Origin of the sequence: Plantibacter sp. CFBP 13570 (assembly GCF_014841395.1) — a bacterium.
GTDB classification, from domain to species: Bacteria; Actinomycetota; Actinomycetes; order Actinomycetales; family Microbacteriaceae; genus Plantibacter; species Plantibacter auratus.
On sequence record NZ_JACYTW010000055.1, the window covers coordinates 1 to 24,576 of the forward strand.

24 protein-coding genes are annotated in these 24,576 nt (G+C 70.0%); 19 read left to right on the top strand and 5 right to left on the bottom strand.

Annotated elements, in window-relative coordinates:
- Positions 1-823, top strand: an 823-nt coding sequence (locus IFT89_RS15785; protein ID WP_202939430.1) for a dihydrolipoamide acetyltransferase family protein, incomplete at its 5' end; no start/stop codon positions are given.
- A 118-nt stretch (positions 824-941) separates the two neighbouring features.
- Positions 942-1,319 carry a VOC family protein gene (locus IFT89_RS15790; RefSeq protein ID WP_086473891.1) on the top strand — a complete coding sequence of 126 codons (378 nt, stop codon included), beginning with the start codon at positions 942-944 and terminating at the stop codon, positions 1,317-1,319.
- Between the two features lie 15 nt (positions 1,320-1,334).
- Here IFT89_RS15790 and IFT89_RS15795 read toward each other — a convergent pair whose 3' ends face one another.
- Complete coding sequence (locus IFT89_RS15795; RefSeq protein WP_085513050.1) at positions 1,335-1,967, bottom strand: TetR/AcrR family transcriptional regulator; 633 nt, start codon at positions 1,965-1,967, stop codon at positions 1,335-1,337.
- Positions 1,968-2,039: 72 nt separating this feature from the next.
- Between IFT89_RS15795 and IFT89_RS15800 the strand changes: the two genes are divergently transcribed.
- From IFT89_RS15800 to IFT89_RS15845, 10 genes are all read left to right on the top strand, one after another.
- On the top strand, positions 2,040-3,680 hold the full coding sequence (locus tag IFT89_RS15800; RefSeq protein WP_213014301.1) for a carboxyl transferase domain-containing protein: 1,641 nt from the start codon (positions 2,040-2,042) through the stop codon (positions 3,678-3,680).
- A gap of 4 nt (positions 3,681-3,684) precedes the next feature.
- Positions 3,685-5,796, top strand: coding sequence for an acetyl/propionyl/methylcrotonyl-CoA carboxylase subunit alpha (locus tag IFT89_RS15805; protein ID WP_202939432.1), 2,112 nt, complete (start codon positions 3,685-3,687; stop codon positions 5,794-5,796).
- Positions 5,793-6,959, top strand: coding sequence for an acyl-CoA dehydrogenase family protein (locus IFT89_RS15810; protein WP_064294458.1), 1,167 nt, complete (start codon positions 5,793-5,795; stop codon positions 6,957-6,959). The genes IFT89_RS15805 and IFT89_RS15810 overlap by 4 nt, the downstream gene beginning before the upstream one ends.
- A gap of 7 nt (positions 6,960-6,966) precedes the next feature.
- Positions 6,967-7,464, top strand: coding sequence for a MaoC family dehydratase (locus tag IFT89_RS15815; protein WP_137243786.1), 498 nt, complete (start codon positions 6,967-6,969; stop codon positions 7,462-7,464).
- Positions 7,461-8,306, top strand: a complete 846-nt coding sequence (locus IFT89_RS15820; protein WP_202939433.1) for an HpcH/HpaI aldolase/citrate lyase family protein — start codon at positions 7,461-7,463, stop codon at positions 8,304-8,306. Before IFT89_RS15815 ends, IFT89_RS15820 begins: the two co-directional genes overlap by 4 nt.
- A gap of 171 nt (positions 8,307-8,477) precedes the next feature.
- Positions 8,478-9,557 (top strand): aldo/keto reductase, encoded by a 1,080-nt coding sequence (locus tag IFT89_RS15825; protein ID WP_079002693.1) that lies wholly within the window; start codon positions 8,478-8,480, stop codon positions 9,555-9,557.
- A 70-nt stretch (positions 9,558-9,627) separates the two neighbouring features.
- A complete protein-coding gene (locus IFT89_RS15830) occupies positions 9,628-10,995 on the top strand; it encodes a M16 family metallopeptidase (RefSeq protein WP_192018590.1) in 1,368 nt (455 codons plus the stop codon).
- On the top strand, positions 10,996-11,598 hold the full coding sequence (locus IFT89_RS15835) for a histidine phosphatase family protein (RefSeq protein WP_071262315.1): 603 nt from the start codon (positions 10,996-10,998) through the stop codon (positions 11,596-11,598). It abuts the gene before it with no gap.
- Positions 11,599-11,645: 47 nt separating this feature from the next.
- Positions 11,646-12,464 carry a 4-hydroxy-tetrahydrodipicolinate reductase gene (dapB, locus tag IFT89_RS15840; RefSeq protein WP_192018591.1) on the top strand — a complete coding sequence of 273 codons (819 nt, stop codon included), beginning with the start codon at positions 11,646-11,648 and terminating at the stop codon, positions 12,462-12,464.
- Between the two features lie 11 nt (positions 12,465-12,475).
- Complete coding sequence (locus IFT89_RS15845; protein WP_213014302.1) at positions 12,476-12,898, top strand: tetratricopeptide repeat protein; 423 nt, start codon at positions 12,476-12,478, stop codon at positions 12,896-12,898.
- Between the two features lie 23 nt (positions 12,899-12,921).
- On the opposite strand, the gene IFT89_RS15850 is transcribed toward IFT89_RS15845, so the two are convergent.
- From IFT89_RS15850 to IFT89_RS15865, 4 genes are all read right to left on the bottom strand, one after another.
- Positions 12,922-13,812, bottom strand: a complete 891-nt coding sequence (locus tag IFT89_RS15850) for a TIGR01777 family oxidoreductase (RefSeq protein ID WP_137243239.1) — start codon at positions 13,810-13,812, stop codon at positions 12,922-12,924.
- A gap of 39 nt (positions 13,813-13,851) precedes the next feature.
- Entirely contained in the window at positions 13,852-14,277 is a 426-nt protein-coding gene (locus tag IFT89_RS15855) for an OsmC family peroxiredoxin (RefSeq protein ID WP_064294452.1), read from the bottom strand.
- Between the two features lie 128 nt (positions 14,278-14,405).
- Positions 14,406-14,906 carry a DUF4395 domain-containing protein gene (locus IFT89_RS15860; protein WP_137243238.1) on the bottom strand — a complete coding sequence of 167 codons (501 nt, stop codon included), beginning with the start codon at positions 14,904-14,906 and terminating at the stop codon, positions 14,406-14,408.
- Complete coding sequence (locus IFT89_RS15865; RefSeq protein ID WP_137243237.1) at positions 14,903-15,337, bottom strand: thioredoxin family protein; 435 nt, start codon at positions 15,335-15,337, stop codon at positions 14,903-14,905. Before IFT89_RS15865 ends, IFT89_RS15860 begins: the two co-directional genes overlap by 4 nt.
- A gap of 108 nt (positions 15,338-15,445) precedes the next feature.
- Between IFT89_RS15865 and dapA the strand changes: the two genes are divergently transcribed.
- The 7 genes from dapA to IFT89_RS15900 all read left to right on the top strand — a co-directional run.
- Entirely contained in the window at positions 15,446-16,423 is a 978-nt protein-coding gene (dapA, locus tag IFT89_RS15870; protein ID WP_137243236.1) for a 4-hydroxy-tetrahydrodipicolinate synthase, read from the top strand.
- A 20-nt stretch (positions 16,424-16,443) separates the two neighbouring features.
- Positions 16,444-18,120 (top strand): ribonuclease J, encoded by a 1,677-nt coding sequence (locus IFT89_RS15875; protein WP_064294449.1) that lies wholly within the window; start codon positions 16,444-16,446, stop codon positions 18,118-18,120.
- A gap of 147 nt (positions 18,121-18,267) precedes the next feature.
- Complete coding sequence (locus tag IFT89_RS15880; RefSeq protein WP_202939435.1) at positions 18,268-19,260, top strand: hypothetical protein; 993 nt, start codon at positions 18,268-18,270, stop codon at positions 19,258-19,260.
- Positions 19,257-19,961, top strand: a complete 705-nt coding sequence (locus IFT89_RS15885) for an ABC transporter ATP-binding protein (RefSeq protein ID WP_191941351.1) — start codon at positions 19,257-19,259, stop codon at positions 19,959-19,961. The genes IFT89_RS15880 and IFT89_RS15885 overlap by 4 nt, the downstream gene beginning before the upstream one ends.
- Positions 19,954-21,192: an ABC transporter permease gene (locus IFT89_RS15890; RefSeq protein ID WP_138944604.1), complete on the top strand. Its 1,239-nt coding sequence runs from the start codon at positions 19,954-19,956 to the stop codon at positions 21,190-21,192. The genes IFT89_RS15885 and IFT89_RS15890 overlap by 8 nt, the downstream gene beginning before the upstream one ends.
- Before the next feature lie 58 nt (positions 21,193-21,250).
- Positions 21,251-21,742: a GNAT family N-acetyltransferase gene (locus IFT89_RS15895; RefSeq protein ID WP_086473880.1), complete on the top strand. Its 492-nt coding sequence runs from the start codon at positions 21,251-21,253 to the stop codon at positions 21,740-21,742.
- 77 nt (positions 21,743-21,819) lie between these two features.
- Positions 21,820-24,576 (top strand): FtsK/SpoIIIE family DNA translocase (locus tag IFT89_RS15900; protein ID WP_202939436.1); only part of this gene is annotated, 2,757 nt, incomplete at its 3' end.

The window sequence follows — 24,576 nt, forward strand, 5'->3', positions numbered from 1 at the left end:
TCGGATCGCGCGTGAGGAGGTCGAGCGCGCCGCGACCGGCCTGAGTGGGCAGCTGCCGGAGCGTGCTCGCGGAGCGGGAGCGGCACCGGCCGGGACCCCAGAGGCGCCGGCCACGCCGTCCGACGGGTCGGTTCGTCGGCCGATCACGGGGGTCAGGCGCCGGACCGCCGAGGCCATGGTGAGCAGCGCGTTCACGGCTCCCCACGTGACGGAGTTCCTGACGGTCGACGTGACGCCGACGATGTCGCTGCTGGACGCGCTCGCCCGCTCGCCTCAGACCGGGGACCACCGGGTCAACATCCTGACCGTCCTCGCCAAAGCGGTGTGCATCGCCGTCAGACGCACCCCTGCGGTCAACGCGAGTTGGGACGAGGGTGCCGGGGAGATCGTCGAGTACGGACACGTCGGACTCGGGATCGCCGCAGCGACGCCGCGGGGACTCCTCGTCCCGAACATCGCACGGGCCGAGGAGCTCAGCCTGTTCGAACTCGCGGACGCCGTGGCGGACCTCGTGCGCACGGCCCGCGAGGGACGCACCGCTCCGGCGGAACTGCGCGGGGGGACGATCACGATCTCCAACGTCGGCGTCTTCGGCGTCGATGCGGGGACGCCCATCCTGAACCCCGGTGAGGCGGCGATCATCGCGCTCGGTGCCGTCCGTCGCCAGCCGTGGGAGTTCGAGGGGCAGGTCGCGCTGCGACACGTCGTGACGCTGTCGCTGTCGTTCGACCATCGGCTCATCGACGGAGCGCAGGGGTCCCGTTTCCTCGTCGACCTCGGGACGATGCTCTCCGATCCGGCGATGGTCCTGACGATGGTGTGATCGTCGAGTCCAGGCCCTCGCGCTCGCCGGCCCCGGCGGTCGTTCGGGCCTGGACGCGACGGCCGCGACGTGGCATCGTGCATCGTGTACGCATCGGGAATCAGCAAAGGAGCGGCTCATGGTCACCTACACGGATGTCTTCAGCGGGTTCTCGGTCGACGACATCGACGCGGCGAGGGCGTTCTACCGCGACGTCCTCGGTCTCACGGTCACCGACAACGCCATGGGATTCCTGGACGTGGCGCTGCCCGCCGGCGGGTCGGTGCTCGTCTACGGGAAGCCTGACCACACACCAGCCTCGTTCACCGTGCTGAACCTCGTGGTCGACGACATCGATACGGCGGTCGACGAGCTGCAGGCCCGCGGTGTGGTGACGAAGCTCTACCCCGACGACGTCCTGCCGACGGATGCGAAGGGGATCATGCGCGGGAACGGCCCGGACATCGCGTGGTTCACCGATCCAGCGGGGAACGTCCTGTCCGTGCTCGTCGACTGACCCTGTCCCGCGTCCTCACGCGGCGAGCAGGGCGGCCAGTGCCATCCGCTCGAGCGTCGAGCGCACCGCCTCGCGGTCGGGTGTCCCGGCCTCGTTCCGGCCGAGGGAGGTGCTGTGGGACGTGGAGTTGATCAGTCCGAAGCCCGCGAGCGCGCGGACCCGCAGGTCCGCCGCGGGGATCGTGGGATGGAGCGTCGTGAGGACGTCCACCCACCGCTCGACGTACCGCCGCTGGAGGGTGCGGACCGCGCGGCGGTCGTCCGGTGCCAGGCTGTCGAGGTCGTGGTCCTGGATGCGGATCACGTCGGGGTCGTCGAGGGCGAAGGCCACGTGGAAGGTGACCAACGAACGCAGTGCCCGATCGCTGTCCGGAGCCTGCTCGACCTCGCGGGTCCCCCCGTCCAGCAGATCCTGACTGACGCCGACGAGGAGTGCTGCGAGGACGGCCTGCTTGCTCGGGAAGTGGCGGTAGACGGCGGGTCCGCTCATGCCGACGGCTGTTCCGAGGTCCTCCATCGACACCCCGGCGAAGCCGCGCTCGGCGAACAGTCCGGCCGCTGACCGCAGGAGGGCGGAGCGACGTGCCGCTTTCGCCTCCGAGCGCCCGAGGTGCGGCGGGTTCGGGGACGGCGTGTCACGACCGGTCATCGGATCTCCTCGGGGTGGACTTTTTCAGTTAATGAACTGTAACCTCTCTTTCAGTGAGTGATGAGTAACTGAATGCACTCACGGTCGACGACGACAGGAGCCCGAGTGCCCATCCTCACGAGCGGTGCCGATCCCACCTCAGCCCGATTCCGCGAGCAGGAGGCGGTGCAACGGGAGCTCGTGACAGTGCTCGAACAGACGATGGCGACCGCGGCCCTGGGCGGACCGGAGGCGTCGCGGGCCCGGCACGTCGCCCGGGGGAAGCTGCTGCCGCGCGATCGGGTCGACCGCCTGCTCGACGAGGGGAGCCCCTTCCTGGAGATCGCGCCCTTGGCCGCGCACGGCATGTACGACGACGCGACTCCCGGCGCCGGGGTCATCGCCGGGATCGGCCTCGTCCACGGACGACACGTGCTCGTCGTGTCGAACGATGCGACCGCGAAGGGCGGCTCGTACTTCCCGATGACGGTGAAGAAGCACCTCCGGGCCCAGGAGATCGCTGCCGCGAACCGGCTGCCCTGCCTGTACCTCGTCGACTCCGGGGGAGCGAACCTCCCGACGCAGGACGAGGTCTTCCCCGATCGCGACCACTTCGGCCGGATCTTCTTCAACCAGGCCCGGATGTCGGCGGCCGGCATCCCGCAACTCGCCGCCGTACTCGGGTCCTGCACCGCCGGAGGTGCGTACGTCCCCGCCATGAGCGACGAGAACGTGATCGTGCGTGGCCAGGGCACGATTTTCCTGGGCGGTCCACCCCTCGTGAAGGCCGCGATCGGCGAGGTCGTGACGCCGGAGCAGCTCGGCGGCGGCGACCTCCACGCCCGGGTGTCGGGGGTCACCGACCACCTCGCCGACGACGACGCGCACGCGCTCGACATCCTCCGGGACGCGGTGGCGACGCTGCCGGCGCCCCACCAGCGCGCGTGGGAGGTGCGTCCGAGCGTGCCGCCGGTCGTCCCCGAGGCGGAACTGTACGGGGTCGTCCCGGCGGAGCTGCAGACGGCCTACGACGTCCGTGAGGTGATCGCGCGGCTCGTCGACGGCAGCGACTTCTCGGAGTTCAAGCGCGAGTACGGCGACACCCTCGTGACCGGGTTCGCGAGGCTGCACGGGCACCCCGTCGGCATCATCGCGAACAACGGCGTGCTCTTCAGTGAGTCGGCCCTGAAGGGCGCCCACTTCATCGAGCTCGCCGACCAGCGCGGCATCCCCTTGCTGTTCCTCCAGAACATCTCGGGCTTCATGGTCGGCAGTGACGCCGAGGCCGGAGGCATCGCCAAGCACGGCGCGAAGATGGTCACCGCGGTCGCGACCACCCGGGTGCCGAAGCTGACGGTCGTGATCGGCGGTTCGTTCGGCGCCGGCAACTACTCCATGTGCGGCCGGGCCTACGACCCCCGGTTCCTCTGGATGTGGCCGGGCGCGCGCATCTCCGTCATGGGGGGACAACAGGCGGCGAGTGTCCTCGCGACCGTCAAGCGCGACCAACTCGAGGCTCGCGGTGAGGCGTGGACCGCCCAGGCGGAGGAGGACTTCCGGGCGCCGATCCTCGCCGACTTCGAGGAGCAGGGCAACCCGTACTACTCGACCGCACGGCTCTGGGACGACGGCATCATCGATCCCGCCCAGACCCGCACGGTCCTCGGACTCGCGCTCGAGGTGTGCTCCCGTGCGCCCCTGCCAGAACCCGGCTTCGGCCTCTTCAGGATGTGACGGCATGACGACCCAGACACCGAACCGGCCGGGCCACGCATCCGCGCGTCCCTTCCGCTCCGTCCTCGTCGCGAACCGCGGCGAGATCGCCTGTCGGGTGATCCGCACGCTCACAGCGATGGACATCGAGAGCATCGCGGTCTTCAGCGACGCTGACCGCGACGCCCCACACGTCCGGCTCGCGGACCGCGCCGTCCGCCTGGGACCCGCGCCGGCCTCGGACAGCTATCTCGACGTCGACGCCGTCGTCCGAGCCGCCGTCATGACCGGGGCCGAGGCGGTGCACCCGGGCTACGGCTTCCTGTCCGAACAACCCGCGCTCGCGAGGGCGCTCGCCGCTGCCGGGATCGTCTTCATCGGACCGGACGAGCGCGCCCTGGTCCTCATGGGCGACAAGATCCGGGCGAAGGACCACGTCGCGGCTCGAGGCGTCCCGATCATCGAGGGCGTCGCCGACGCCTCGCTCGACGACGACGCACTCGTCCGTGCCGGCGTCGCCATCGGCTTCCCGCTCATCGTCAAGCCGGCGGGCGGTGGCGGCGGCAAGGGGATGCAGGTCGTGGAGCGCGCCGAGGAACTCCCATCGGCCATCGCCTCCGCGCACCGGGTGGCCGAGGCGGCCTTCGGCGACGCCACGCTCCTCCTCGAGCGGTTCGTCACGAGACCCCGGCACATCGAGGTGCAGGTGCTCGCGGACGCCCACGGTGCGGTCGTGCACCTCGGGGAGCGTGAGTGCTCGCTCCAGCGTCGGCACCAGAAGGTGGTGGAGGAGTCCCCGTCGCCGCTCATCGACGACCGCCAGCGGGAGCGACTCGGCGAGGCGGCCTGCACGGTCGCCCGGAGCGTCGGCTACCGAGGGGTGGGGACCGTCGAGTTCCTCGTCGCCGACGACCGACCCGACGAGTTCGCCTTCCTCGAGATGAACACGCGGCTGCAGGTGGAGCATCCGGTCACCGAGCTCGTCACGGGGCTCGACCTCGTGGAGTGGCAGGTGCGCGTCGCAGCCGGTGAACCGCTGACGTTGACGCAGGACGACGTCGTCCTGCGTGGTCACGCGGTGGAGGCGCGGCTGTACGCGGAGGACCCGTCGAGCGGCTTCCTGCCCCAGACCGGGGTGCTCGAGCGGGTGCGTCTGCCGCACGGGCCGGGCGTCCGCGTCGACGGCGGCATCGTCGCCGGGCAGTTCGTCGGCCCCTGGTACGACCCCATGCTCGCGAAGATCGTGTGCTGGGCCGACGATCGCGAGACCGCGCTCCGGCGACTCGACGCAGCGCTCGCGGCGACGGTGGTCTTCGGTGTCCGCACGAACCTCGGCTTCCTCCGGCGGCTCCTCGCCGACGAGGACGTCGTCGCGGGACGACTGCACACCGGTCTCATCGCCGACCTGCTCGACGACAGCCCGTCCGCCGCGACGTCCGAGCGGGTCCTGACCGCAGTGGCGCTCGCCGAAACGGACGACCGGCGATCCGAGGCCGCAGCGCGGACCGTCGGACTCGGGACGCCGTGGTCGGATCCGGGTGGGTGGCGCCTCGGCGCGGCAGCACCGACGCGACAGCACCTGCGTCTTGAGGACGGACGCATCGTCCGCATCGAGGTGCGTGGGTCGAGCGACGACGCGAGCGTCTCCGTCGATGACGCGGCACCGACCCGGGCCGCGGTCCTCAGCCGGTCGGACGGCACCCTGCGGTTCGAGCACGACGGTGTCAGCACCCCGTTGGAGACCGTCCGCGTGGGGGACGAACGATGGATCGCGCTCGACGGTGCCATCAGTCTGGTCGAGGTGGTCCCGCGTGGGGCGCTCCCAGCCGGCGGGGATCCGACTGCGGCCGGTGCGGTCGATCCGGAGGTGCGGACGCCGATGCCCGGCACCGTCACGGCCGTGCACGTCACGAGCGGCGACGCCGTCACCGCCGGTCAGCCGCTGGTCACCGTCGAAGCGATGAAGATGGAGCACCTCCTCACCGCCACGACCGACGGCACGGTCACCCTCCACGTCGCCACGGGTGGCACGGTCGCCACCCGTCAGTCGGTCGCGACGATCGCCGCAGACCCCGTCGCAGCACACCTCAACGCAGCCCCAACCGATGCAGCACCCACGAACGGAGCATCAGCATGAACACCGAGCTCAGCCCCGAGCACCAGCGGATCGTCGACACGGTCAAGGCGTTCGCCGACGAGGTCGTCGCGCCCGCCGCCTATCAGTACGACACGGAACGGCGTCTGCCGTACGACATCATCGCGCAGATGGGGGAGCTGGGACTCTTCGGGCTGCCGTTCCCGAAGGAACTCGGCGGCGGGGGGATGGACTACTTCGCGCTCTGCCTCGCCGTCGAGCAGCTCGGACGCGTCGACCAGAGCATCGGCGTCACCCTCGAGGCCGGCGTCGGCCTCGGAGCCATGCCGATCTACCTGTACGGCACCGACGCCCAGCGCGAGGAATGGATCCCGCAGCTCGCGAGCGGGCAGGCGCTCGCCGCGTTCGGCCTCACCGAGGCGCGTGCCGGCAGTGATGCAGGCGCGACGGAGACCACCGCCGAGCTCGTCGACGGTGAGTGGGTGATCAACGGCACGAAGCAGTTCATCACCAACTCCGGGAGCGAGATCACCCGTCTCGTGACGGTCACGGCCGTCACGGGGGAGCGGGTCCGATCCGACGGCCGGGTGACGAAGGAGTTGTCGTCGATCCTCGTGCCGGTCCCGACGCCGGGCTTCACCGCGCTACCGCCCTACGACAAGGTCGGGTGGCACACCTCCGACACCCACCCGCTGCGGTTCGAGGACGTCCGCGTGCCGGAGGGCAACCTGCTCGGCGAACGCGGGCGCGGGTACGCCAACTTCCTCACGGCGCTCGACGGTGGACGGATCGCCGTGGCCGCGCTCGCCGTCGGAGCGGCCCAGGGCTGCCTCGAGGAGGCGATCCGCTACGCCAAGGAGCGGGTCGTGTTCGGTCGGGCGATCGGTGACAACCAGTGGATCGCCTTCCGGATCGCGAAGATGCAGGCTCGGGTCCACACCGCCAGGCAGGCCTACTACGACGCCGCGTCGCGCATGCTCCGGGGAGCGCCCTACAAGATGGAGGCCTCCATCGCGAAGATGGTCGCCGGGGAGGCCGCGATGGACAACGCCCGTGACGCGACCCAGATCTTCGGCGGCTACGGGTTCCTCAACGAGAACCCGGTGGCGCGGCACTACCGGGACTCGAAGATCCTCGAGATCGGTGAGGGCACCACTGAGGTGCAGCTCATGATCATCGCCCGCGAACTCGGCTTCGCGTCGTGAGCTCATGATGACCGACTCGTCCGAGACGTCGTCCGGCCCCGTGATCGAGCAGCGAGGTCTGTACTTCGAGGAGTTCGTGGTGGGTGCGACCTACCGCCATCGCCCCGGGCGCACCCTCACGGAAGCCGACAACGTCCTGTTCTCGACCCTCACGATGAACGGGCAATCACTGCACGTGGATGCCGCGTGGTCTGCGACCGGGCCCTTCGGGGAACGGCTCGTGAACTCGATGCTGACCCTCTCGACGCTCGTGGGGCTGTCGGTCGCGCAGCTCACCGAGCAGACGATCGTCGCGAACCTGGGCTTCACCGACATCGCCTTCCCGAACCCGATGCGCCACGGCGACACGCTGTACGCCGAGACGCTCGTGACGGCAAAACGGTTGTCGTCGTCGAGGCCGGGCGAGGGTGTCGTCACCCTGCTCCACACGGGTAGGAACCAGGATGGCGTCGTCGTCGCGACCGCGACCAGGAGCACGCTCGTCCAGTGCTCGGGTGCATCGTGACCGGCGCCGCGGCGTTCGACCTGGGGCCGGCGATCCTCTTCGTCCCAGCGGACCGTCCGGACCGCTTCGCGAAAGCGGCCGAGCGCGCGGATGCCGTCATCCTCGATCTCGAGGACGCCGTGGCCCCGGCCGACAAGCCGGCCGCCCGCCGGGCGATCGTCGACCATCCGCTCGATCCCTCGCACACGGTCGTCCGGGTCGACCCGGCTGGAACCGTCGACTTCGACGACGATGTCGCGGCGCTCGCGGACACCGCCTATCGCACGGTCATGCTGGCGAAGACGGAGACGACCGCGGCGCTCGACCGGCTCGTGGACGCGATCCCGGACGTCCGGATCATCGCGCTGTGCGAGACCGCTGCCGGTGTCGTGCAGGCACCCGCGTTGGCCGCCCATCCTGCGGTCGTCGCGCTCATGTGGGGCTCTGAAGACCTCATCGCCTCCCTGGGCGGCACGAGCAGTCGGCGGGCCGACGGGCGATACCGGGACGTCGTCAGACACGCGCGGTCGTGGGTGCTGCTCGCCGCGGGAGCCGCCGGGGTGGCCGCGATCGACGCGGTCCACCTCGACATCGACGATCTCGACGGGCTCGCGGACGAGGCGGCGGACGCGGCCGCCGTCGGCTGTATCGCCTCCGCGTGCATCCACCCTGGTCAGGTCCCGACCGTTCGCGCCGCCTACCGCCCGGACGCCCGATCGGTGACAGCGGCGCGTGCGCTGCTCGACGCCGCAGCGGGAGCCGCCGGCGTGTTCCGGCACGAGGGACGCATGGTCGACGAGCCGCTCCTGCGGCACGCGCGACTCGTGCTCGCCCGTGCCGAGGTGTCCGTCGATCCGAGGTGATCGACCGACTCCCGCAATCGTTACGAATCAGTTGCCACCCGGTCGTGATGTCGTCCAGCCGAAGTCGCCGGTCTCCTCTAGCCTGGTGAGCAAGCACCGGCCCGTCGCGCCACGCACGGATCCCGACGGTGCAGCGCGTCACCGGTCGGCGGACCGAGAGAGGGGCAGGGGATGCCACACCTCTGGCGCTCGTCGAGCACCCGTGGCAGTTCTCTGGTCGGCGGAGCAGCGGACGGCGTCGACGACGACGCGAGTCGGCGTCCCGAGCAGCTCGTCCCGCACCCGTCCTTCCCGACGCCCGTCCAGGACCCCGAGCCCTCTGAGGCACCGAGGCGCACGATCGGCGACTCGGAGTTGTCGGTCTTCCCGGTCGTGCTCGGCGGCAGCGTGTTCGGGTGGACGGTCGACCCCGACACGACGTCGGACATCCTCGACCGGTTCCACGACTCCGGCGGCAACATGGTGGACACCGCCGACAGCTACGCGGGCGGACGCAGCGAGATCCTCATCGGCAACTGGATGCGGAAGCGCCGCAACCGGGACGACATGGTCGTCGCGACGAAGATCGGCCGGCACCCCGACTACCCGGGTCTCGGCTCGGTGAGCATCATCCGTGCGGTCGAGGCGGCGCTCGAACGGTTGCAGACCGACCACATCGACCTGCTGTCCTTCCACGACGACGACCCGAGCATCCCGTTGGCCGACAGCCTCGGGACGGTCGACTGGCTGATCGAGACCGGCAAGGTCCGCTACCTCGGCACCTCGAACACGACCCCTGAACGGCTGATGGAGGCGCGGATCCTCTCGGCGAGCGGCTTCACCCAGTTCGTCGCGCTCGAGACGCACTACAGCCTCATGCACCGGGAGCCGTACGAGAGCACCCTCGCGCTCGTCGCGACGGCCCAGCACCTCGGTGTCCTGCCCTACTTCGCCCTCGCGAACGGGTTCCTGACGGGCCGCTACCGCACTCGTTCCGACCTCGACCCGAGCACCCGCGGCAGTCGCGCCGCGACCCATCTCCACCGCCGCGGACTGCGGGTCCTGCACGTCCTCGACGAGATCGCGGAGGAGAACCGCTGCACGGTGGCCTCGGCCGCGCTCGCCTGGGCCATGTCACGTCCCGGCGTCGTCGCGCCCATCGCGAGCGCGTCCCAGCCGGCTCACGTCGACTCGCTCATCGCGGCCGCTGACGTGCGGCTGAGCCGCGGGCAGATCCTCGAGCTCGACCGCGTCTCCGGTCGCTTGCGCTGAGTCGACCGGCGGTCGCCTGCGCACGGTCGCTCGCGCGCGACGCCCGGGAACCTGACGTATGGTTGGGGTGATGAACGCCGCCGTCGACTTTCCGCTCACTCGTCCCGAGCTCGCGTTCACCGCATCCGGGGACGCGCTCGTCCGCCGGACGGTCCTGCCCAACGGGCTGCGCATCCTGAGCGAACACATGCCGGGCAGCCGTAGCGCGACGATCGGCTACTGGGTGGCCGTCGGCTCCCGCGACGAACAACCGGCGACCGCCGATCGACCGGCGACCTTCGGCTCGACGCACTTCCTCGAGCACCTCCTGTTCAAGGGCACGCCGTCGCGTTCCGCCCTCGATATCGCGGTCGCCTTCGACGCCGTCGGCGGCGAGCACAACGCGCTCACGGCCAAGGAGCACACCTGCTACTACGCCAAGGTGCGCGATCGCGACCTGCCGATGGCGGTGGACGTCATCACCGACATGCTCACCTCCTCGCTGCTCGACCCGGAGGAGTTCGAGAACGAACGCGGCGTCATCCTCGAAGAGCTCGCGATGATGGACGACGATCCGGGGGACGTCGCCAACGAACGGTTCTTCGAGCGCGTGCTCGGCGAGCACCCCCTCGGGCGTCCCATCGGCGGTCACCCGCAGTCGATCGTCGAGGTCGGCCGGGACGCCGTCGTGGCGCACTACCGAGCCAACTACCGCGCGAACGACGTCATCGTGACGGCGGCCGGCGCGGTCGACCACGACGCGCTCGTCGCCCAGGTGTCCGAGGCGCTCGTGCATGCGGGCTGGCCGGCGGACGCGGTGGCCGCACCGGTCGCGCGTCGGACGCTCGCTCCTGCTGCCATCGTCGGCGGCTCGCCGCTCTCGGTCGTACACCGGCCCACCGAGCAGGTCCACCTGCAGATCGGCGGAGCGGGCCTCATCGCGGGCGATGAGCGACGATTCGCCATGAGCATGCTCAACTCCATCCTCGGTGGCGGCATGTCCAGCCGCCTGTTCCAGGAGATCCGCGAACGGCGCGGGCTCGCCTACTCGGTGTACTCGTTCGCCGGCAGCTACTCGGACGCCGGCGTCTTCGGCCTCGCTGCCGCCTGCTCCACGGCGAAGGCGGCGACCGTGGCCGAGCTCATGCTCGCCGAGCTCCACCGGCTCGCCGAGCACGGCGTGACGGACGAGGAGTTGTCGCGCGCGCTCGGCCAGCTGAGCGGCGCCTCGGCGCTGGCGCTGGAGGATTCAGACTCGCGTATGAGCCGCCTCGGTCGAGCGGAGCTGACCCTCGGCGAGTTCATCGACCTCGACGAGAGCATCCGTCGCCTGCAGTCCGTCGGTCAGGACGACGTCCAGCAGCTCGCGCAGCACCTCGCCGCGCAGCCCATCACGGTGTCGGCGGTCGGAGCCGTCGACGAGGACACCTTCGCTCCGATCATCGCGGGGGTGCGTTGAATGTCCCATTACCTGTATCTCGTCAGACACGGCGAGCAGCAACACGCTGAGCACGGCTTGCCCGACGGACCACTGTCTGCACGCGGTCGGCGTCAGGCACAGCTGCTCGCGGAGCGCCTCGGTGGTGTCCCGATGACCGCGGCGTGGCACTCGCCGTTGCAGCGTGCCGCGGAGACCGCCCAGATCATCGCCGAGCGGATGCCGGCCGTCACCCCGGAGCCGTCGTCACTGCTCTTCGACTGCGTCCCGAGCGGTCGCACACCGGAGACGCCGTCGGCGTTCGACCCCTTCTTCGGCTCGATCACCGAGGCGGAGATCGAGGCGGGCGAAGCGCAGATGGCCGACGCCGCCGCCGAGTTCCTCTCGCCGAAGCGCGGTGACCATCACGAGCTTCTCATCACGCACAACTTCGTCATCGGGTGGCTCGTCCGCGAGGCGCTCCAGGCGCCCGCATGGCGCTGGGTGAGCATCAACCAGGCCAACGGCGGACTGACGGTGCTGCACCAGCGCGCCGGGCGTCCGTGGAGCCTCATCACCCACAACGACCTCGCGCACCTCCCCATGGAGCTCCGCACGGGTCTTCCCGAGCCGCACATCGTCTAGCCGGGCGGCCCGCCTCCTCCCGGACGGGCAGCACGTAAGCTGAGGGCATGACGACACGAGTGGCGCTAGCCGGCGCGAGCGGCAAGATGGGCCGACTGTTCACCAGCATCATCGGTTCACTCGACGACTTCGAGCTGGTCGCGTCGCTCGGTTCGTCGAACGAGCTGAGCGAGATGGACGGGGCGGACCTCGTCGTCGACGTCACGGTCCCGGGTGTCAGCCAGCGGATCGTCGACCACGCCGTCGCTCAGGGCATCAACGTGCTCGTCGGGACGAGCGGTTGGTCGGCCGAGCGTATCCAGCGACTCGACCGCCGGCTCGCCGAGCTGCCCGAGCAGGGCGTCGTCATCATCCCCAACTTCTCGCTGGGGTCCGTCCTGTCGACGAGTCTCGCGACCGTCGCGGCCCGTTTCTTCGACTCGATCGAGATCATCGAGTCCCACCGCGACACGAAGGTGGACTCGCCCTCCGGGACCGCCGTGCGCACCGCCGAGCTGATGATGGCCGCGCGTGGCGACCGTGGGCCGGTCGCCGCCCCGCACACCGACCAGCGGGCGCGGGGACAGCAGGTCTCGAGCATCCCGATCCACAGCCTGCGGCTCCAGGGCGTCGTCGCCCGCCAGGAGGTCGTGTTCGGTGGCGTCGACGAACTCGTCACGATCACGCACGACACGATCTCGCCCGCGTCCTACGAGCGGGGCATCCGGCTCGCCCTCGTCGCCGCCCGCGACGCCCGGGGGGTCACCGTCGGTCTCGACAGTCTGCTCGACCTCGGACTCGATCGCCCAGGGCCGGCGGGTCGGCGGCCCGCCCAGGGGGCGCCCGAGCACGTCTCCGGTCAAGCCGCGGCGGCCAGCGCCCTGTGAAGACCCGCGTCATGGTCGCGATCATCGCGGCCCTGCTCGTCCTCTACATCGTCCTCGTCGGGTACCGTGCCGTCGTCCTCCTCGGCACGGGCGAGCCTGTCGGCATCGCCATGGGTGCGGCGCTCGTCGTCCTGCCGATCCTCGGCGTCTGGGCGCTCTGGCGCGAGATCGCCTTCGGGCTGGGCGCCGAGCGACTCGGAGTCCGCCTCGAGGCCGAGGGCGGCCTTCCGCCCGAGCAGGTCGAGACCCGCGAGAGCGGCCGGCCGATACGTGATGCCGCAGACGAGCTGTTCCCGAAGTACCGCGACGCGGCCGAGGCCGCTCCAGACGACTGGCGGTCCTGGTACCGCCTCGGACTCGTCTACGACGGTGCCGGAGACCGCCGCCGCGCACGGCAGGTCATCCGACAGGCGATCCGGCTCTCGCGGAGCTGACCGGAGCGGCGGCGTCCCGTCGTTCAGTCGCGAGCGAGTGCTTCGGCCAACGCCTGCTCGACGGTCGGCGTGCTGAACGTGAAGCCGTCGTCCAGGAGCCGACGAGGTTCGACGCGCTGATCGCTCAGCAGCAGTCCGTCGGCGGCGTCGCCGAGGAGCGCCTTGAGGGCGAACTTCGGGACGCGGAGCAGATAGGGCCGGTTCATCCGTCTGGCGAGCTCGAACATGAGGTCGTCGGCGCGGGCGGCCTGCGGACCGCACAGGTTCACCGGTCCGGAGAGCGTCGAGGTCAGGAGGTGGGTGATCGCCCGGACCTCGTCCTGCAGCCCGATCCACGGCCAGAACTGACGGCCCGAACCGAGCGGACCGGCGACCCCGAACCGGGTGAGCGGTGCCAGCGGCTTGAGCACGCCTGCCAGGTCGACGACGATGCCGTTGCGGAGCAGCACGGTGCGGACGGCGTCGGGCGCCGCGAGCGCCGAGTCCTCCCAGGCGACGACGACATCGGCGAGGAATCCGGTCCCTCTGGAGGAGTCCTCCGTCAGGGTCTCTCCCGGACGGTCGCCGTAGTACCCGACCGCCGAACCACTGAGGAAGGCGGCCGGTGGCTGCTCCGCCCGGTTCATGGCGTCGACGAGTGTCCGGGTGGCGCTGAGTCGTGACCAGAGGATCGTGGATCGGTAGGCCGCCGTCCAAGGCAGCTTGCCGAGGGAGGCGCCGGAGAGGTTGACGACCGCATCGGCGCCGCTCAGGACCGCCGGATCCAGTACGCCTGCCAGCGGATCCCACTCCGCTTCTCCGGCACCACGCGCCGGACGTCGTACGAGCCGGACGACGTCATGGCCGTCGGTCTCGAGGGAGCGCCCGAGCGCCGTTCCGATGAGCCCGGAGGCTCCGCCGATCACGATGCGCATGCGCGTCGCCTTCCTGCTCGTGCTGCTGGACGGTGGTGGTTACGCGAGGCTGGCTTCGAGGGTGATCGGGATGCCGGCGAGCGCCTGCGAGACCGGGCAGCCGTCCTTCGCCGCCGTGGCGATGCGCTCGAAGTCGGCCTCGGAGATGCCGGGCACGACCGCGCTGACGAGCAGGTGGCTGCCGGTGATGCCGGTGCCGGGGGTGAAGGAGACCGCTGCGGTCGCCTGGATGCGCTCCGGCGGGAATCCGGCGCTGGTGAGCTCGTTGGCGAACGCCATCGAGTAGCAGGAGGCGTGAGCAGCCCCGAGCAGTTCCTCCGGGGTCGTCGTCGTGTTGGAGCCCTCCGAGCGTGCCTTCCAGTCGACGGCGAACTCGGCCGCCTCGGAGGTGTCGAGGCTCGTGTGCCCGGATCCCTCGAAGAGCGTGCCGTTCCAGACCGTCGTGGCTTCGCTTGTTACCGCCATGGTGCAACCTCCATCGTCGGGCCGTGCAGGAGCGCATCGGCGCTGGTGTTCGTGGGGTCAGCCTAACCGGATCGACCTGGACGGTCACCCCGTCGACAAACGGTGTCGACAGGTGCTTCAGGCCACCGTCACGCTTGTCGTCCGATGACGCGGGCGCGGAGGAGGAGCACATACAGGCGGCAGCCGAGGCAGAACCCGAACGCCGCGTTGAGGAAGGCAGCGACGAACGCGGCACCGGCGGAGACGGCGAGGGATCCCGGCAACCCGACGAGGTGCAGCACGAGTCCGATCGCGACCACCACGAGCCCGACGCCCTGCGCGAAGGTCGGTGGTTCAGGTGCCTCGAGTTCGACGGGCGGGCCGAGCCTCGGGCGGATGAGGCGTCGGAACACGACGCCGTACGGGTGGCGTCGGATCCCGGCGAACGCGCCCCACGCGAACAGGGCTGCGATGACGACGAGGAGGACGAAGGCCGGTTGGCCGGCCCGCGCGGGCAGCGTGTCGGCGAGCGGCGCCGTCAGCGCGAGGAAGACGGCGACGAGGAGGAGCACGGCGGTCACGGTCGCGCCGAACCGCGGGCTGCGCGGGTCGATGCCGGTCGGCTGTGCTGCTGGAGGGTTCGAGGTCATGCTGGTCTCCCGAGGACGGATCGGAGCTCGCCGGCGAGTACCGCACGGCGTGCGGCCCCGGAGAACCGACCGCGCACGATCCCGGCGCGGTCGAGGAGGAGGACGGTGGGCGTCTGCAGGACGGAGAAGCGGTCCGCGAGGTCGGGACGGTGGGTCAGGTCGACGTCGAGGACGCCCACGCCCGCCTCCCCGTCGGCCAGCTCGTGCAGCAGTCGTCTGGTCCCGGGGCACTGGGCACAGAACTCGGTGCTGAACTGCACCAGGGTGGCCGATCGGCCGAGCGGAGTGGTCGTCCCGAGTGCCGCCGACGAGAGGCGGTCCCCGTCGGTGCGGTGCGACGCACGCCCGCTCCGTGCACGCACGACCAGACCCACCGCCGTCGTGGACAGGACGAGGACGAGCATCAGCGAGAGGGCGGGCAGCGGGGACATGGTGTCCGTCAGCATAGGTTCCGGGTGCCGGTCCCTCGGCCAGTGTGACGCGAGGTGACGGCCGTGCGGATGGTGACCCGCAAGAGGGAAACCCGATAGCCTGAGAGGGTGTCGCGTGCAGAGAACCCCTTCGGTCAAGTCCTCGTCGCCCTGGTGACGCCGTTCACCGCCGACGGCGAGGTCGACTGGAAGGCCGTCGAGCGACACATCGACGACGTCGTGACCGCGGGGGCCGACGGCATCGTCGTCACCGGCACCACGGGTGAGACCTCGACGCTGACGGACCCGGAGAAGGTCAAGCTCGTCGAGGTCGGCAAGGCCGTCGCGGGCGGGCGCGCGAAGATCATCACCGGTGGTGGCTCCAACGAGACGGCCCACGCGATCGAGCTCGCGAAGAAGAGCGAGCAGGCGGGCGCCGACGGCAACATGATCGTCACCCCGTACTACAACAAGCCCACCCAGGCCGGCGTGCTCACCCACTTCCGCATGATCGCCGACTCCACGGATCTGCCGGTCATCCTCTACGACATCCCGGGGCGAACCGGCATCCCCATCACCTACGAGACGATCCTGCGTGCGGCCAAGCACCCGAACATCCTCGCGGTGAAGGACGCCAAGGGCGACCTCAGCGAGGTGAGCCGGGTCATGAACCAGACGGACCTCATGTACTTCGCGGGCGACGACGCCAACGCACTGCCGACGCTCGCCATCGGCGGCACCGGCCTCATCGGCGTCACGGCCAACATCGCGCCGACGCCCTACCGACACATGGTCGACGCGGTGAACTCCGGCGACCTCCCCGCAGCCACCGCAGCGCACCGGCAGCTCGAGCCGCTCGTGCGCGCGGTCATGACCCACGTCCCCGGCACCGTCGCCGCCAAATACATCTTGCACGGCCTCGGCCGGATCCAGAGCCCGCGGGTACGTCTTCCGCTGGTCGGTCCGGAGGAGTGGGAGGCCGCGCAGATCGAGGATGAGATCGACCTGGTGAAGGACATCCCAGGCGTCGACTTCCGCAACTTCCGGCCAGACCGCAACGCCGCCGCCGGTGGCGCGCTGCCCAAGGTCGCCGGTACGACTCGCTAGACAAACCAGAGGGGGGCTACATGCCCAATACCATCATCGATCCGCCAGTCCTCGAGCCGGGGACGCTCCGCGTCATCCCCATCGGAGGACTCGGCGAGATCGGCAGGAACATGACTTGCTTCGAGATCGACGGCAAGATCCTGATCGTCGACTGCGGCGTGCTCTTCCCCGAAGAGCACCAGCCGGGCGTCGACCTGATCCTGCCCGACTTCACCTCCATCAAGGACCGGCTCGACGACATCGTCGGGGTCGTGCTCACGCACGGTCACGAGGACCACATCGGCGCCGTGCCGTACCTCCTGAAGCTCCGCAAGGACATCCCGCTGATCGGTTCCGGCCTGACGCTCGCGCTCATCGAGGCGAAGCTCAAGGAGCACCGCATCGTCCCCTACACCCTGCCGGTGAAGGAGGGCCAGATCGAGGCGCTGGGGCCGTTCGACCTCGAGTTCGTCGCGGTCAACCACTCGATCCCGGACGCGCTTGCGGTGTTCATCGACACCGACGCCGGCACCGTCCTCGTGACCGGTGACTTCAAGATGGACCAGCTGCCGCTCGACGGCCGCCTGACGGACCTCCGCGCCTTCGCCCGCCTCGGTGAAGAAGGCGTCGACCTCTTCCTCGTCGACTCGACGAACGCCGACGTGCCGGGATTCACGCCGCTCGAGCGGTCCATCGGGCCGGTCCTCGACCAGGTCATCGCGAAGTCCGAGCGCCGCGTCATCGTCGCGAGCTTCTCGAGTCACGTGCACCGCGTCCAGCAGGTCCTCGACGCGGCTCACGCCCACGGCCGCCGCGTTGCGTTCCTCGGTCGTTCCATGGTGCGCAACATGGGTATCGCAGCCGACCTCGGGTACCTGAACGTCCCCGAGGGCCTGCTCATCGACTACAAGAAGGCGAAGGACCTCCCCGAGGACAAGATCGTCTACATGTCGACCGGGTCACAGGGCGAGCCGATGGCCGTCCTCAGTCGGATGGCGAACCTCGACCACGCGATCGAGCCGGGCCCGGGCGACACCGTCATCCTCGCCTCGAGCCTCATCCCGGGCAACGAGAACGCGGTCTACCGCGTCATCGACGGCTTGACGAAGCTCGGCGCCACCGTCGTCCACAAGGGCAACGCGAAGGTCCACGTCTCCGGTCACGCGGCCGCCGGTGAGCTGCTCTACTGCTACAACATCCTCCAGCCGAAGAACGTGCTCCCGGTCCACGGCGAGTACCGTCACCTCGTCGCGAACCAGAAGCTCGCGATCGACAGCGGTGTCCCGGCGCAGAACACCTTCATCGGCGAGGACGGCATCGTCATCGACCTGAAGGACGGCGTCGCGAAGGTCGTCGGCCAGCTCGACGTCGGGCTCGTCTACGTCGACGGCTCGACCGTCGGCGAGATCACCGACGCCGACCTCAAGGACCGTCGCATCCTGGCGGAGGAGGGCTTCATCTCGGTCATCGTCGTCGTCGACTCGAAGACCGGACACATCATCTCCGGCCCCGAGGTGCACGCGAAGGGCTTCGCCGAGGACGACAAGGTCTTCGCCGACATCAAGCCGAAGGTCGCCAAGGCACTCGCCGAGGCGGCGGAGAACGGCGTCCGAGACACGCACGCGCTGTCGCAGGTGATCCGTCGGACCGTCGGCCGCTGGGTCAACACGTCCTTCCGCCGCCGCCCGATGATCGTCCCGCTCGTCATCGAGGCCTGATCACCGGTCGGGTCCGCTCGGTCCCACCCGCCAGGAGGCGGTCGAACATCATTCGCGAGGGTGATGTCCGGCCGCCTTCCGCGTTGCTACCTTGGAATCCCCTATGGCCGCTCGTCACTCCGACTGCGGTGGATTCCGGAGGTCGGCGTGGGCATTGTCCGCACCTGGGTGTTCCCCATTCTGAAACTGCTCGTCTTCGCCGCGATCGCGGTGGCGCTCGTGAAGGTCGCGTTCTTCCCGGACGCACCACAGGAGGAGGGGCCGACGCAGCCGACGGGGAGCCTCGTGGAACCACAGGTCCAGGCCGCGCTCGGCACCGTGGTCAACACCGTCTCGGTGGAGGGCCAGGTCGTCGCCGACCCGGCCAGCACGGCGAAGTCGACCGTCGCCGGCACCGTCGACGAGGTGTTCGCCGCCAAGGGGGCCGTCCTCGCGGAGGGTGATCCCATCCTCGACGTCAAGACGATCGACGAGGAGGGCAAGGAGCGGTACGTGCAGGTGGCCGCGCCGGTCGCGGGCACCCTCGGCAACGTCAAGCTCATCCACGGGCAGTCGGTGCAGATCGGCGACGCGGTGGCGCAGGTGTCGCCGGCCACGTTCTCCATCACCGGGGCGTTGAGCGCCGACAAGCAGTACCGTCTGCTCACCATCCCCGGCGAGGCGACGGTCACCATCAACGGCGGCCCGGCCCCGTTCGTCTGTCCGGCGGTGCGCGTCACGACGCCGTCGAGTGGTGGCGACGAGGAGGAGCCGACGACGGGCGGTGGATCCGGGCAGACACCCGGTGCCGGCGGAACCGCCGTCACCTGCGCGGTGCCCGGTGACGTCCGGGTCTTCGCCGGACTCGCCGCGACGATCGAACTCGCGGGCGGCGTCGCCGAGAACGTCCTCGTGCTCCCGACGACCGCGGTCAAGGGTTCTGCCGGGACCGGGACCGTCTGGGTCGTCGGCGCCGACGGTGCGCAGGAGGAACGGCCGGTCACGCTGGGACTGAACGACGGGCAGCAGGTGCAGATCGTCGACGGTGTCGCCGAAGGCGACTCGGTGCTCCAGTTCGTCCCTGGAGCCGTCGCACCCGCGCCCGAAGGCTGCACCACGCTTCCGGACGGCAGCATGGCTTGCGACGGGTCGGTCGGGTGACGCTCCTCGAACTCCGCGGGATCACCAGGGTCGTCCAGATCCCCGATGCGCCGCCGCTGACGATCCTCGACGGCGTCGACCTCGAGGTGCACGAGGGCGATCGCGTCTCCATCGTCGGTCGGTCGGGTTCGGGCAAGTCGACGCTCCTGAACCTGCTCGGCCTGCTCGACAAGCCGACCTCCGGATCGCTCGTCTTCGACGGCCGGCCGGCGGAGCGTCTCGGGTCCGGTGCGCGCGACCGCCTGCGCGGAGCCCAGATCGGCTTCGTCTTCCAGCAGTTCAACCTCCTGCCGGGCCGGACCGCGCTCGAGAACGTCACGACGCCGCTCCTCTACGCGAGCGGACGCTCGTTCTGGCGTCGCCGCGAGATCGCCGCCGCGATGCTCGAACGCGTCGGACTCGGCGACCGCCTCGACGCGATGCCGACGAAACTGTCCGGCGGCGAGCAGCAGCGCGTCGCCATCGCACGGTCGCTTGTCCGCGGGCCACGGCTCATCCTCGCGGACGAGCCGACCGGCGCTCTCGACGTCGAGACCGGCACCTCCGTCATGTCCCTGCTCGACGAGGTGGCGAGCTCCACGGGCGCCGCCCTCGTGACGATCACCCACGACCGGGCGATCGCCCGACTCGCGACGACCCACCACCGTCTCGACCACGGCGTGCTCACCCCCGATCACGAACTGGAGGCCGCGGATGTCTAGGATCCTGACCTCGATCGTCGGAGCGGTCGTCGAGGCCGCCCAGGAGCTGCGGATCCATCGTGGCCGGGTCATCCTGTCGCTCATCGGCGTCGGCGTCGCGGTGTGCGCCCTCACGAGCATGGTCGGCATGTCGTCGCTCGCGGCGCAGGCCCAGACCGAGTCGCAGGAACGCTACGGTGGCCGACCCGCCACGCTCATGGCATCGGCCTACGGCACCGGAACGGAGCAACCCGACCCGGAGACCTACATCACGGCGGTGCACGACCTCGCCGAGCGGTACGGCATCGGGTACGTCTCGCAATCCGGCAGCACCCAGCTCAACGTGCAGTTCGCCGATGGGACGGTTGCGGTACCGGCGACCGTCGTCGATGTCCCGTACGGCGAGATGCACCGCATCAGACTCGACGAGGGCACCTGGTTCCAGGAGGACGACGGCGACCGCCTCGCACCCGCGATCGTCGTGAACCCGGCGTTCTGGCAGCGCCTCGGGTCGCCGCCCATCGAGGCGCACCCGACGGTCACGGTCCACGGTGAACACCCGGTCACGGCCGTGATCGTCGGGGTGTACGCGAGCAACGAGTGGGACACCGAACCGCAGCTGTCGATCCTGCCCGCGGGGACGGCGCTCATCGGTCCGGTGGCCGGCGCCGAGGAGGGCATGGGCCAGCCCGGTCAGCTGCCGCAGTTCGAGTTCTGGGTCCCGAACGCGGACGCCGAAGCCTTCACCCAGCGGATCCAGTCCGACCTGCGTGCCGAACTCGGTGACGCGTACAGCGTCGACGTGTTCCGCAACGATTTCGGCCAGACGGGGGAGGACCCGCTCCTGTCGTTGAAGCTCGTGGTCGGTGCCGTCGCCGGACTCATCCTCCTGCTCGGGGCCCTCGGGCTGATCAACCTCTCGCTCGTCACCGTCCGCCAGCGGATCCGCGAGATCGGGATCCGACGCAGTTTCGGGGCGACCGCGCCGCGGGTGTTCTTCGCCGTGATGATGGAGAGTGTCGTCGCCACCTTCGTCGCCGGGGTCATCGGTGTCATGCTCGCCGTCGCCGTCGTGAAGAGTCCGATCGTCGAGCAGTTCATCGGTCAGGGGCTCGTGACGGACTTCCCGCCGTTCCCCATCGAGGCGGCGGTCCTCGGGCTGGTCAGCGCCACGGCCGTCGGGGCGATCGCCGGGCTCCTCCCGGCGCTCGTCGCCGTCCGCGTGAAGGTGATCGACGCCATCCGGTACTGAGCGCCGGCGACCCCTCACGCGTCATCTGCTCGAAACACCGTTGGCGTACCATCCGTCCATGGCGGTCTACTCGATCCGCGAAGCCGCGGTGGCTGATGTGCGCGTCCTCACCGACATGATGGTCGAGGCGGCGAACTGGAACGCCGTCGCGCCGCGTCCCCGGTCCGCCGTCCTCGCCGATGCGCAGCACACCCGGTATGTGCACGGCTGGCGTCGACCCGGCGACGCCGGGGTCGTCGCCGTCGGGCAGGACGGAGCGCCCGTCGGCGCGTGCTGGTATCGACTCTTCCCGTCCGATGCACCCGGCTTCGGCTATGTGGCGGGCGGGGTCCCCGAACTCATCCTCGGGGTCAGCCCGATCCACCGCGCCCAGGGCGTCGGACGGCAGTTGCTCCGTTCGACCGTGCAGCTCGCCAGAGCAGCCGGGTACCAGCGCATCAGCCTGAGCGTGGAGCGGGCGAACCACGCCGTCTCCCTGTACCGCACCGAGGGGTTCGCGACCGTGGACCGGCGGGGGACCCGCGACACGATGGTCCTGAATCTGCGCTGACCGCCCGGCGGATCGCGGATCGTGGACACCCCGCCAGCTTGCCGGGCTGCGTCGGTGGCGACGAGTACCGTGAACGCATGGCCGCACGTTCCAACTCGACCAGCCGTTCGCGCAGCGCTTCCTCGCCGAGTGGCGCTTCGTCGCGCACCACGAGCACGAAGACGAACACCAAGCCCGGCCCCAAGGCGGGCGCGTCGACGACGAAGCAGCAGAAGACCGTCGCCTATCCGGCCGCCGAGGAGCAGCGCAGTGTGCTGACCTCGATGTGGCTCGGTCTCGCGCACGGCGTCGGTGGAGCGGTCCGCGCCCTCGGTCCCGAGCGCATCGCCAAGGAGGACCGTCGCGACGGCTTCCCCTTCCTGCTCTTCCTCCTGGCCGTCGTCGGTGCCGTCGTCGAGTGGTTCGGCGCGGCCGACCCGGTCGCCCAGACCTTTGACGCCTGGTCGTTCGGTGGCCTCTTCGGCCGACTCGCCTTCGTGCTCCCGGTCATCATGATCGTCTTCGCGGTCTGGCTGTTCCGGCACCCGGCCTCGGTCGACGACAACGGTCGCATCAGCATCGGCCTCGGTCTGCTCCTGATCAGCATCTCGGCGCTCTGTCACATCCACGGTGGCCAGCCGAACCCGAGTCAGGGCCTGCCCGCGTTGGCGCAGGCCGGCGGTCTCCTCGGGTGGATCCTCGGCGCTCCGCTCGCCGCGATCATCACCCCGATCGGCGCGACCGTCCTCATCTCGCTCCTGATCCTCCTCAGTCTCTTCATCGTGACCAAGACGCCGCCGAACCGCGTCGGTGCCCGCGTGCGGCAGTTCTCCACCTGGATGTTCGGCGAGCAGCCGGAGGCACCAGAGGGAGAGCCCGCAGAGCCGAAGAGTGCGCGGACGAAGCGACTCGACGACCTCGACGAGGAACCCGACGAGCCGGCGGCCCTGCCGTGGTGGCGTCGCAACACGAGCCGACGCGAGGACGACCCGACGTTCGAGGACCCGCTTATGGGCGACAACATGACCGAGCTCCTCGGCCTCGAGAAGCCGTCCGGCGGATTCGACTCGCCGCTCGAACCGGTGGCCGCGCCTGCCGCGTCGCCGAAAGCCGCGCCGGTGCACGACGCCTTCGGCTCCGAGCTCCTCGGCGACCTCGAAGCGGCGGAGAGCGCCGTCAAGCGGTTCAACACGGGCGAGATCAAGCCGCAGACGGGTCTGCACGACGACAGCATCCCCGGCGCGACCGAGGTCATCGAAGACCTCGATCCGGCGCTCCTCGGCGCACCCGACCAGATCGACTTCTCGGCGCGCCCGATGGCGCAGCAGGGCCAGGACGACACGCCGTACCGTCTCCCGTCCGCAGGGACGCTGGCGGCGGGGGAGCCCGCGAAGACCCACAGTGCGGCCAACGACGAAGCGGTCGCCGCGATCACGAGCGTCCTCGACCAGTTCGGCGTCGACGCGAAGGTCACCGGCTTCTCCCGCGGCCCGACCGTGACGCAGTACGAGATCGAGCTCGGCCCAGGCGTCAAGGTCGAGCGCGTCACGGCGCTCAGCAAGAACCTCTCCTACGCCGTGGCGTCCAACGAGGTCCGCATCCTCTCGCCCATCCCGGGGAAGAGCGCCATCGGTATCGAGATCCCGAACACCGACCGCGAGATCGTCACCCTCGGCGACATCCTGCGCTCGACGGCGGCCACGAACAGCAACCACCCGATGACGATCGGTGTCGGCAAGGACGTCGGCGGCGGCTACGTCGTCGCGAACCTCGCGAAGATGCCGCACCTCCTGGTCGCCGGGTCCACCGGCTCCGGCAAGTCGGTCTTCGTGAACTCCATGATCACCTCGTTGCTCATGCGCGCGAAGCCGAGCGAGGTGCGCATGGTCCTCATCGACCCCAAGCGCGTCGAGCTCGCGCCGTACGCGGGCGTCCCGCACCTCATCACGCCCATCATCACGAACCCGAAGAAGGCGGCGGAAGCGCTGCAATGGGTCGTGAAGGAGATGGACATGCGGTACGACGACCTCGCGAGCTTCGGGTACCGGCACATCGACGACTTCAACAAGGCCGTCGTGGCCAACGAGATCGTCCTCCCCGCGGGCAGCGAACGCGTGCTGAAGCCCTACCCGTACCTGTTGGTCGTCGTCGACGAGCTCGCCGACCTGATGATGGTCGCCCCCCGCGACGTCGAGGACTCCATCGTCCGCATCACGCAGCTGGCCCGTGCGTCCGGTATCCACCTCGTCCTCGCGACGCAGCGTCCGTCGGTCGACGTCGTCACCGGCCTCATCAAGGCGAACGTCCCCTCGCGCCTCGCCTTCGCCGTGACGAGCGTCACCGACTCGCGGGTCATCCTCGACCAGCCGGGCGCCGACAAGCTCATCGGTCAGGGCGACGCCCTGTTCCTGCCGATGGGTGCGAACAAGTCCATCCGCGTGCAGGGTGCATGGGTCGGCGAGAACGAGATCCAGCGGGTCGTGGAACACGTCACGAACCAGGCGCGGCCGGAGTACCGGAAGGACGTCCAGGCCGTCGCGGAGCGCAAGGAGATCGACGCGGACATCGGCGACGACCTCGAACTCCTGCTCGCCGCAGCGGAGCTCGTGGTGTCGACGCAGTTCGGATCGACGTCGATGCTGCAGCGGAAGCTCCGGGTCGGTTTCGCGAAGGCCGGCCGGCTCATGGACCTCATGGAGTCCCGCGAGATCGTCGGCCCGTCCGAGGGCTCGAAGGCCCGCGACGTCCTCGTCACCGCCGAGCAGCTGCCGGGGGTCCTGGCCCGTCTGCGCGGCGAGGACGATGGTTCGGCCGCTCCGGCCCCCGCAGCGGCGGCCTCGACAGCCGCCGTGGCC